This is a genomic window from Marivirga atlantica (assembly GCF_016734805.1).
Taxonomy (GTDB): domain Bacteria; phylum Bacteroidota; class Bacteroidia; order Cytophagales; family Cyclobacteriaceae; genus Marivirga; species Marivirga atlantica.
The window spans coordinates 121,498-131,962 of record NZ_JAERQG010000005.1 but is presented as its reverse complement, the minus strand read 5'-3'; the positions used below and the strand labels follow the sequence as shown (position 1 = coordinate 131,962).

Below are 10,465 nucleotides of genomic sequence, written 5' to 3'. Positions count from 1 at the left end.
CACCAACAATCTAGTATTGAAATAAAAACCTATAAAATGAAAAAGAGTAGCAAGTTAACACCTGCTACTCCCTATATTTAACCATAATTTTATCCTAAAAACTGTAACGCTTATTTAGGACGGGTCATAATCTATTAAATCTATGAAATTACATGGCGTCTTTCGGTAAATCAGCATTCAGCTTTAGTCCAATACCTACTGTGTTGTATATGAACTTATCTTTTGCTTTGTCAACTGCTTTAGACTCGTCACCATACATTAATCCCCATTTAGTTCTATCAATACTGAAATTTGTGTAGGCTTTAACCGAATCAGAAGTAATATTTACAACTGCAGGTACTGTAATCGCCAATGTTTTACCTCTCATAGTTAAGTTACCTGTAACTTCATGAGTAGCACCAGCTAATTTATAATCTTCAATTTCCATAATTCTTTCTCCTTCAGCCGGCTGTTCCATCTTATTAGAGTAAGCGTTGTATTTATCAGCCATGTTTTCAGCAGTAGAAAGATTTTTTACTGAAACAATTTCGAAAGTTGCTTTTGGGTGATTTGCCGCATCGAAGAAATCAGCTGATTGCAGGTGACCTACTAATTTGGCATGGCTTTCTTCATCATCAGCCAAATCTTTCACTTGAATCTCTTGTAAGTCAAAAACTAACTTACCACCTGTAATTGAACCGTTGTCAATCTTGATTGATCCCTCAGTTAACCCAATGTTTCCATAGTGTCTTCCTGTAGGTTTCGTACCAACCCATTCCATGTCAGCTTCTGTGTTTGATACAGCAACTTCAGTTCCTGTTACTTCTTGCACTTCTTCGGCTTCACTTACTTTGGCTTCATCAGATTTAGGTTTAGATGAGCATGATGCTAAAACAAGTATTGCCAATGCTAATAAACTTGTTGATTTAATAATTTTCATAATTTAAATGGTTTGTTAATTTGAGGTGATAACGATTAATTAAAGATATTGTTTGTAGATACAATTAAATTTATTTAGAAAGTAATGGCAATTATTAAAAAGTGTAATGGAATAACTCCTTCAATAGACAGTGATGTGTTTTTGGCAGATAATGCGGTTGTGGTAGGTGATGTGAAAATAGGCAAGTCATGTAGTATATGGTGGTCTGCTGTAGTGAGAGGAGATGTTAATAGTATTGTGATAGGTGATAGAACAAATGTTCAGGATGGAGCCGTTATACACTGCACCTATGAAAAGGCATCTACTTCTATAGGTAACGATGTTTCTATTGGGCATAAAGCTATTATTCATGGGTGTACCTTGCAAGATAAATGCTTGGTTGGTATGGGGGCTATTGTCATGGATCATGCTGTGGTAGAAAGTAATGCTATTGTTGCTGCAGGTGCTGTGGTTCTGGAAGGTACAGTTGTGGAATCAGGATATATTTATGCAGGAGTGCCTGCGAAAAAAGTAAAAAAGATTGAAGGTGATCTGATGAAGGTTTTTGACAGAACGGCCAAGAACTATATGATGTATAAAGGATGGATTGATAATTAATTCTTCTCAAACAGAATTAATTACCTTAAGCGTCATAAAACCAAAAAGAACGTAAATCTTACATTTTGTTGGAAAATTCTGCTTGAACAAGCTATATTTATTAAATTTTAAAGTGGATTTATGAATTTTCACTTGATTTTTAACATTTTAAGTAAACTTTAATGAAATATTCCAAAATTACAGGTTTGGGTCATGCTGTACCTGAAACTGTTGTTACTAACGATGAACTGTCCAAACTTATGGACACTAGTGACGAATGGATAACTGAAAGAACTGGAATTAAAGAACGGAGATTTTTCAATCCTGATATAGATGGCTCATTAGCAAAAATGGCTAAAAAGGCTGCTACAACCGCGCTCGAAAGAGCTTCCAAATCAAAAGAAGATATAGACCTTATTATATTTGCTAGCATTACTCCTGATTACTTTTTTCCAGGCTCTAGCGTATTATTGCAGCGGGAGTTAGAAATGACGACTATCGGATGTCTGGATATCAGAAATGCTTGTTCAGGATTTGTGTATGCGATTTCTGTGGCTGATCAATTTATCAAAACGGGCATGTATAAAAATATAATGGTTGTGGGAGGTGAAATTCAATCTACAGCTGTTGATTTAACAGATAGGGGCAGATCAACTGCAGTAATCTTCGGTGATGGTGTTGGTGTTGCTATTCTTTCAGCCAGTGATGAGCAGGGTATACTTTCTACCCACCTGCATGCAGAGGGTAAATATGCTGAGGAGCTTTATGTGAAAGATCCAGGAAGTAGTAGGACACGCGAAGAAAGACAACCTGAACAAATTCTGGATACTTCAGGGTTTAAGGTTTATATGAATGGAAACATGGTGTTTAAGCATGCCGTGGTTCGCTTTCATGAAGTTATCGAAGAAGCCTTAAATCAAAACAATCTAAAGGCAGAAGATATAGACATGCTGGTACCTCATCAGGCTAATTTGAGAATATCTAAGTTCATCCAAAGTAAACTTAATTTGCCTGATGAAAACGTTTTCAATAACATCCAAAAGTATGGTAATACCACAGCGGCTTCAATTCCAATTGCACTTTCTGAAGCGTGGGAACAAGGTAAAATAAAGGAAGGTGATTTAGTTTGCTTGGCTGCTTTTGGAAGTGGTTTTACATGGGGATCGGCTTTAATTAGATGGTAAAATGTTATGGCAAAATTATTTTTTCGCTATATTTAAAATTACCAACTAACGGAAAAACACCATGATAACTAAACAATACAACCCCAGCCAACTTGAAGTAGAAATTGCCAAAGCAATAATGGAAATGTCTGAACAATTAGAGTCTAAATTGAGTGGTTTTAAAATCACGAAAGTTGATGATAAAATGGGGGAGGATAATCCAATGCTTAAAATACATTTGAGAGACACTGACGATGACCCACATGAGGTTGTATTAAAAATTATTCAGAAACCTGATCAATTTTAAAATTTAGCCCCGTTGTTACGGGGTTTTTTATGACTACTTTTTCAACACAAGAAATAGACCTCGCCTCAGACTCCACCATTTTACTTATTAAGAATAGAATAATGGAAAAGGCTACAATGCTACTGGGAGAGTTTGAACAGCTCATCAAGGAACAATTAGTTAGCAAATCTACATTTGATAGGGCCATAAATACCAATAATGGCAAAATCTCTAAAGGAGAGAACTATAAATTTCTTCCTTATTTGATGCTTGATTATCCGGCTTACTTTACCAAGTCAGATGTTTTTGCATTAAGATCAATGTTCTATTGGGGCAACTTTGTATCCTTTACCTTACATCTAAGAGGGAAGTATTTACAGACATATGCTTCGACTATCATCAACGAATTTAAGAACGTTGATAATACCTATTTCTGCATTAATCATACAGAATGGGAGTATCATTATAAAGCTAGTAATTACTGTCTCTTATCTGAATTATCTGAAGCTGATGTGGAAGAACAAATAAGTGAGAATGGATTTATCAAAATTTCCAGTAAGGTAGCTATTAATGACATCCATACTTCACCAAAAGCACTTCAGCAATTCATTCATCATCTAACAAGTGCTTTCAGTAAACATTAGTAAGTTCAAGCTGTTTGCTCTAAAAAAAATAAAGCATGTTTGGATTATTTAAGAAGAAAACAGAAAAGGAGAAACTTAACGATCAATATCAAAAGTTACTTAAAGAATACCATAGATTAAGCACTGTTGATCGTACTAAGGCAGATCAAAAAATGGCTGAAGCGGAAGAAGTAGCTAAAAAGATTGATACACTTAATAAGTAATTCGTTGAATAAGCGGTTATATTAAAATTAGATTTTTATAAAACGTATTTTTTAAGATATTGTATTGAACAAAGCATTTATTAGTAATTATGAATTTTTTAATAAAATTGTTGCTGTCCACTATATCCGTACTGGTGGCTTCTTATTTATTGCCAGGTGCAACGGTTGATAGCTTTTTTTCGGCTTTTATTGTGGCTATTTTCTTGGCGTTATTTAACGCTACATTAAAACCAATTTTAACATTTTTAACAATCCCTATAACGGTATTTACATTAGGGCTGTTTTTATTGGTAATTAATGCATTAATGGTATTATTGGCTGATGCTATTGTTGATGGATTTGCTGTAAATGGTTTTTGGTCTGCTTTATTCTTTGGGATAATTCTGGCAATTGTTAACTCAATTTTTGAAGCTATTAGTCGTAAAGATGATTAATGCATAATTTTGCGATTTTTAAAAAATGCTGTAATTTAATAAGCTAAACCTACAACGATGAAATTAGATAATCCTGGCTTCGAACCGTCTGAAATAGAAAAAGTTAGTGCTGAAATAGCGAAAACAAAACATAGATTTGTCACCATACCTTCTGAAGATAATAATGAAGAATATCAGCACTTTAGATTTATAGGAAAGTATGAAGGTGAGGATGTTGTTTATGATGCTGTGATATATACATTAAGACTTCATCATGCAAGTGAGGTATATGAAATTGCAGAGCATAAGGCGGCTCAGAAATTCCCTAACTTTAAGCCTATTAAGTTTCAAGAAGATGAAAATGGTGATTTAAATACACTCGATGATGTAGAAGAAGAAATAGGCTTATACATCGCTGAGGTTATTGATGATTTAGAAGAAGATGAGGCGGTGAAAGTTCAGGAACATGTAGATATGGATAGTGGCTGTGAGTATGGAGTTGGTTTAGATATCGGCTTAAATATTGATGAGGTGACACCTGAACTTATTGATAAATTTATTAAAGATTTTAACGAAGATAACCTTGATCTCGATGATACTCTTTATTCATTTCAATCAAATGAAGAGGAGATAGACTTCGATGATTAATAAAATTTAAAACATTTACAGCTGTACATAGTTTACTATACTCACCAAAACAAACAAACTATGTTACGCTGGACAATTATTTTTTTAGTAGTCGCCTTAATAGCTGCAGTTCTCGGATTTGGAGGCATAGCAGCTGGCGCAGCGGGAATTGCCAAGATAATTTTTTATATCTTTCTTGTGCTGCTCGTAATCAATTTGATAATGCGATTGGTTAAGAAATAGATTAGTTAAACAGAAGAGTTAAATGCTGGTATTTTTTAATATCAGCTTTTTTTATGCCTATGCTAAAAATTGCCTGGACGCCAGAATATGCACATCCTTTGCCGCCCAAACATAGGTTTCCTATGGAAAAGTATGAATTAATACCTGAGCAGCTCATATATGAAGGAACCATCACAGAGGCAAATTTATTTACACCTACCTTATTAACTGAGGAGCAAATAATAAGAACACATAACGCAGCTTATTGGGAAAAGCTAAAGCATCTTGAACTAAGTAAGCAAGAAGAGAGAAGAACAGGATTTCCTTTGTCTGCCGGCTTGGTAAAGAGAGAAAGAATTATCAATCAGGGTACAATAGATTGTGCTAAATATGCTTTGGAATATGGAATTTCGATGAATGTAGCTGGAGGTACACATCATGCTTTTACTGACAGAGGCGAAGGCTTTTGTTTATTGAATGACATTGCTATTGCTTCACATTATTTATTAGACAATCAACTAGCAAGTCAGGTGTTGGTGGTTGATTTGGATGTTCATCAGGGCAACGGAACAGCCGAAATTTTTCAAGAGGAAGATAGAGTCTTTACTTTCAGTATGCATGGTGGTCATAATTATCCTATGCAAAAAGAGAAATCTGATCTTGATATTCCTTTACAAGACGGTTGCGAAGACCATATTTATTTGAAATTACTGAAAGATAATTTACCTAAATTGATTAACCAGATAAAGCCTGACTTTATATTCTTTCAATCCGGAGTAGATATTTTGTCAACCGATAAGCTAGGTAGGTTAGGGGTAAGTATAGAAGGTTGCAAGCAACGTGATAAATATGTGTTTGAAGAAGCCAAGAGAAATAATATCCCGTTGGTGGCAGTGATGGGCGGAGGTTATTCAGAAAAAATCTCACATATCATTGAGGCTCATGCCAATACTTTTCGTTTAGCACAAGATTTATTCTTTTAATTTAGACGACTTCCTCCTTTTTTCGTACTTTATGATAATGAGTAAAGAAAGGTCCTTATTTCGGCAAAGTGTAGTGTTTTCAAGCTACATTATATTAGTGCTTTGGCTGGTTAAAGCTATAGAATGGGCCTTTGCTGCTGATTTTGCTCATTTCGGTATTTATCCCAGACACATACTAGGTACTATCGGCATATTTACCTCTCCATTCATTCATGGTGATTTCCTGCATTTACTTTCCAACAGCTTCTCTTTGATGTTGCTAATTATCATCTTATTCTTCTTCTATGATAGAATAGCTCTCAAAGCATTACTTTATATTTATATACTCACGGGAATAGGGGTTTGGATAATTGCAAGAGAAGCCTACCACATAGGTGCCAGTGGAGTTATTTATGGAATAGCCTCCTTTATTTTATTTAGTGGACTAATCAGAAAAAACCAGTCCTCATTGGCCTTATCCTTCGTAGTACTTTTGCTGTATGGAGGTATGTTCTATGGAGTTTTACCACGGGATGGTTATATCTCATGGGAATCTCATTTAATGGGTTTATTTAGTGGATTAATTGTTGCCTATCTACTTAAAGATCAGTTTGCCGGACAGGCTGAACTTAAAATGTCTTTTGAAAGGGAATGGACAAAAGAAGACGAGGAAATTCCTGACTGGTATATTCCTTACGATCAGCCTGATGCTACTTTTAATTATGAATATAAGGAACAGCAGAAACCAGAATCAGCAACTAAACAGTCAGGCACTTATAATATCGAGTATAAAGATAGCTCTTCTGAGAATGATGAAAAGTAAGCCTCTTTAATAAAATAGTGCTTCATCAAAGCATTCTTTTTTATTGCTAATTCAATTCATTACTTATATTTGTGGCCGCAATAAACATTTAGCTGTCTTTTGCAGCTTTTCAATAAACTCAAGAATTAATCATGAAGAATTTATCAGTTGTATTAAATGTAATATTAGTAATAGCTGTTGCTTATCTATTTTATGTGCAGTTTTCAGGTGGAACTGAAATAAAAGAAATTGACAGTGATGGCGATATGCCTGTTGCTTTTGATGAGGTTTCTATTGCTTATGTCAATTCTGATAGCCTTTTAGCAAACTATAAGCTTACTGAAGAAATTGCTAATAAATTGGCTGTAAAACAGAGCAAGTTTGAGAAGGAATATCAAAACAGAGCCGAAGGTTTACAGAGTGAAATTAATGACTTTCAGAGAACAGCAGCTAACTTAACGGTAGCGCAAGGCAAAGCTTTGGAGGAAAACTTGATGAAGAAGCAACAAAACTTAATGCGTTATCAGGAGAGTTTATCTACTCAGCTTAGACAGGAAGAAGCCAAGCTTAATGAAGATCTTTATGATAGAGTTAGTGCATTTCTAAAGGATTATGGTAAAAAGCACGACTTACAGTTAGTACTAACTTACTCAAGAGGAAGCGGTGTGCTTTATGCTAATGAAGGCTTAGACATTAGCAAACAAGTTATCGATGGTCTTAACAAAGAGTATGAATCATCAAAAACAGGAACTACTGAAAAAGAAGAAAGTACTGAAACACCTGATTAAGCTATTTTCTTAAAAGATTTTGAAAGCCCGTTTTTCTAAAATCGGGCTTTTTATTTGAACATATTTTTAAGATTTAGATTATTCTCAATAGTTTAGATTAATTAATTTGAATTAAGCTTCAATTAGAATTATTTTTGACTTACAACACAACTAGAAATATATGGCTGAAGTAATTAGAATGCCCAAAATGAGCGATACCATGGAAGAAGGTGTAATTGCCTCATGGTTGGTGAAAGAGGGAGATAAAGTATCATCTGGAGATATATTAGCGGAAGTAGAAACAGATAAAGCTACAATGGAGCTTGAATCATATGAAGATGGTACCATTTTGCATATCGGAATTGAAGAAGGTGATGCAGTGCCGGTAAACGGTGTAATTGCTGTAATTGGAGAAGATGGAGAGGACTATAAAGATTTATTAGAGGAAGAAACTTCTAATGGTGATAATGGTCAAGATGATAATGAATCATCAGATGATGATTCAAATGAAGATGCAAGTGAGGATATTGACACTTCAGATATAAACGCTTCGGTTATAAAAATGCCTAAGATGAGTGATACCATGGAAGAGGGTACCATTGCATCATGGCTCAAGAAAGAAGGTGATAAAGTGTCATCAGGAGATATATTAGCAGAAGTGGAAACCGATAAGGCTACCATGGAGCTTGAAGCTTATGAAGATGGTACTTTACTTTATATAGGTATTAAGGAAGGAGATTCTGTTCCGGTTGATGGCATTATTGCGGTAATTGGAGAAGAAGGAGCTGATTACAAAAGTCTGGTAAAAGCTGAAGAACAAAAGAATAAAGGCGGAGATAAGACTGAAAAGAAAGAAGAGAAAAAAGAAGAATCTTCAAGCAAAGGCAGCAGTGCACCTAAGCCGGCTAGCTCAGCAAATAAAGGTAAATCAGGTGGAACACAACCTACCAGCAGCTCATCATCCAATGGAAGAATTTTTGCAAGTCCGCTTGCTAAGAAAATAGCAGAAGATAAAGGTATAGACCTGGCAGAAGTTGAGGGTTCAGGTAATAATGGAAGGATTGTAAAGGCAGATGTAGAGAATTTTACACCGTCTCAAAAATCTACTAAATTAGAAACTGCAAGTGCTGATGGTTCATCTATCAATATCCCTAAAGTTGTAGGAGAGGAGCACACTGAAGAAGTGAAGCTTTCACAAATGAGAAAAGCTATCGGTAAAACTGTTAGCCGTAGCAAATTCTCAGCTCCACATTTCTATGTTACCATGGAAATTAATATGGATAAAGCCATTGAAGCCCGTAAAAGCTTGAATGAAGTTTCTCCAGTTAAAATTTCTTTTAACGACATGGTAGTGAAGGCAACTGCTGCTGCTTTAAGGCAACATCCTGAAATCAATGTGTCATTCAGTGATGATAAGGTATTGAAGCACGATCATATTAATATAGGTGTTGCTGTTGCTATTTCTGAGGGCTTATTAATACCTGTCGTGAAGTTTGCAGATAACAAATCTTTATCTCACATATCAGCAGAAATTAAAGATTTAGGTGCTCGTGCTAAAGATAGGAAATTAGAGCAAGAAGAAATGGAAGGAGCTACCTTCTCTATTTCAAACCTGGGTATGTTTGGCGTTGAAGAGTTTACAGCCATTATCAATGGTCCTGCGGCATGTATTTTAGCAGTAGGGGGTATTAAACAAGAGCCTGTTGTAAAGGATGGCGAAATTAAAATAGGAAATACGATGAAGGTTACACTTTCAAGTGATCATAGAGTGGTTGATGGCGCAATGGCCGCACCATTCCTTGTAACACTTAAAAATCTATTGGAAGATCCTGTAAGAATATTAATTTAAGTTTTGCTTAACATCAATTTTGAAGTCTCGTTACACTAAAACGAGACTTTTTTATTAGACAAATATTATATGACAAAGATTAAATCAACAACCGTATGTGCGGTTATACATAATGGTGAAGTAGCAATAGGAGCAGATGGACAAGCAACCATGGGTAATACTGTAGCCAAAAGCAATGTGAAGAAGATTAGAAAACTTCAGGATGGTAAAATTGTAACTGGTTTTGCAGGTTCAACGGCAGATGCATTTACATTGCTTGAGAAGTTTGATGACAAACTTAATACATATAGCGGAAGTATGAAAAGAGCTGCAATTGAGCTTGCGAAGGACTGGAGAACTGATCGTTACCTTAGAAAATTAGAAGCCATGATGATTGTGGCTGATAAAGAAGAAATTCTTGTAATTTCTGGTACGGGAGATGTATTAGAGCCAGATAATCAAGTAGCAACTATCGGTTCAGGAAGTATGTATGCACAAGCGGCTGCTTTAGCTTTAAAAAAACATGCTGCGGATCATTTAACGGCTGAAGATATTGTGAGGGAAAGTTTAAATATAGCTGCTGATATCTGTATTTATACTAACCATAACCTGGTAGTTGAGAAAGTTCAATAATTGAAAACTGAATGCCTTTAAATAGGTTATTAAGTAAAGTAAATTACTTTCAGTAACAATTATTAAATCATTATAGATGAAAATATATCATAATCCTAGCTGCATGAAAAGCAGACAAACAAGACAAATCTTGCAAGATGAAGGTGTACAATTCGAAGTAATCGAGTATTTGAAAAATCCACCATCAAAGGAAGAATTGAAGGATTTAATCGATAAGCTCGATATTAAACCAGAAGAGCTTGTAAGAAAGAATGAGGGGATTTTCAAAGAAATGTATAAAGGTAAAGAGCTATCTGATGATGAATGGATAGATGCCATGTTGGAATATCCTAAGTTGATAGAGAGACCTATTGTTGTAGATGGTGATAAAGCCGTTATAGGCCGACCACCAGAAAACGTTATGAAGTTGTTATAGTAAAA

At 35.1% G+C, this 10,465-nt stretch carries 15 protein-coding genes; 14 read left to right on the top strand and 1 reads right to left on the bottom strand.

The genetic code is table 11. The features are described from left to right. Window positions 1-148: 148 nt before the first annotated feature. Entirely contained in the window at window positions 149-919 is a 771-nt protein-coding gene (locus JKP34_RS17390; RefSeq protein ID WP_201924298.1) for a YceI family protein, read from the bottom strand. An 84-nt stretch (window positions 920-1,003) separates the two neighbouring features. Between JKP34_RS17390 and JKP34_RS17385 the strand changes: the two genes are divergently transcribed. The 14 genes from JKP34_RS17385 (at window position 1,004) to arsC (ending at window position 10,460) form a co-directional block, all read left to right on the top strand. Then, window positions 1,004-1,516, top strand: coding sequence for a gamma carbonic anhydrase family protein (locus tag JKP34_RS17385; protein WP_201924296.1), 513 nt, complete (start codon window positions 1,004-1,006; stop codon window positions 1,514-1,516). 161 nt (window positions 1,517-1,677) lie between these two features. Next, window positions 1,678-2,679 carry a beta-ketoacyl-ACP synthase III gene (locus JKP34_RS17380; RefSeq protein WP_201924294.1) on the top strand — a complete coding sequence of 334 codons (1,002 nt, stop codon included), beginning with the start codon at window positions 1,678-1,680 and terminating at the stop codon, window positions 2,677-2,679. Window positions 2,680-2,740: 61 nt separating this feature from the next. Beyond that, on the top strand, window positions 2,741-2,965 hold the full coding sequence (locus JKP34_RS17375) for a hypothetical protein (RefSeq protein WP_201924292.1): 225 nt from the start codon (window positions 2,741-2,743) through the stop codon (window positions 2,963-2,965). 101 nt (window positions 2,966-3,066) lie between these two features. Next, window positions 3,067-3,588, top strand: a complete 522-nt coding sequence (locus tag JKP34_RS17370) for a hypothetical protein (protein ID WP_236665055.1) — start codon at window positions 3,067-3,069, stop codon at window positions 3,586-3,588. Window positions 3,589-3,623: 35 nt separating this feature from the next. Then, window positions 3,624-3,791, top strand: coding sequence for a Lacal_2735 family protein (locus tag JKP34_RS17365; protein ID WP_201924288.1), 168 nt, complete (start codon window positions 3,624-3,626; stop codon window positions 3,789-3,791). Between the two features lie 89 nt (window positions 3,792-3,880). Then, a complete protein-coding gene (locus JKP34_RS17360) occupies window positions 3,881-4,225 on the top strand; it encodes a phage holin family protein (protein WP_201924286.1) in 345 nt (114 codons plus the stop codon). 57 nt (window positions 4,226-4,282) lie between these two features. Continuing rightward, complete coding sequence (locus JKP34_RS17355; RefSeq protein WP_201924285.1) at window positions 4,283-4,852, top strand: hypothetical protein; 570 nt, start codon at window positions 4,283-4,285, stop codon at window positions 4,850-4,852. 60 nt (window positions 4,853-4,912) lie between these two features. Further along, a complete protein-coding gene (locus JKP34_RS17350; protein ID WP_201924283.1) occupies window positions 4,913-5,074 on the top strand; it encodes a DUF1328 family protein in 162 nt (53 codons plus the stop codon). 59 nt (window positions 5,075-5,133) lie between these two features. Beyond that, the gene (locus JKP34_RS17345) at window positions 5,134-6,036 is read left to right on the top strand and encodes a histone deacetylase family protein (protein WP_201924315.1); all 903 of its coding nucleotides are present in this window, start codon (window positions 5,134-5,136) and stop codon (window positions 6,034-6,036) included. 37 nt (window positions 6,037-6,073) lie between these two features. Next, a complete protein-coding gene (locus JKP34_RS17340) occupies window positions 6,074-6,838 on the top strand; it encodes a rhomboid family intramembrane serine protease (protein ID WP_201924281.1) in 765 nt (254 codons plus the stop codon). Between the two features lie 131 nt (window positions 6,839-6,969). Then, window positions 6,970-7,605, top strand: a complete 636-nt coding sequence (locus JKP34_RS17335; protein ID WP_201924274.1) for an OmpH family outer membrane protein — start codon at window positions 6,970-6,972, stop codon at window positions 7,603-7,605. A gap of 160 nt (window positions 7,606-7,765) precedes the next feature. Beyond that, window positions 7,766-9,433 carry a pyruvate dehydrogenase complex dihydrolipoamide acetyltransferase gene (locus JKP34_RS17330; protein WP_201924271.1) on the top strand — a complete coding sequence of 556 codons (1,668 nt, stop codon included), beginning with the start codon at window positions 7,766-7,768 and terminating at the stop codon, window positions 9,431-9,433. A 69-nt stretch (window positions 9,434-9,502) separates the two neighbouring features. Next, window positions 9,503-10,045 (top strand): ATP-dependent protease subunit HslV, encoded by a 543-nt coding sequence (gene hslV, locus JKP34_RS17325; RefSeq protein ID WP_201924269.1) that lies wholly within the window; start codon window positions 9,503-9,505, stop codon window positions 10,043-10,045. Between the two features lie 76 nt (window positions 10,046-10,121). After that, a complete protein-coding gene (gene arsC, locus JKP34_RS17320) occupies window positions 10,122-10,460 on the top strand; it encodes an arsenate reductase (glutaredoxin) (RefSeq protein WP_201924267.1) in 339 nt (112 codons plus the stop codon). Window positions 10,461-10,465: the final 5 nt, after the last annotated feature.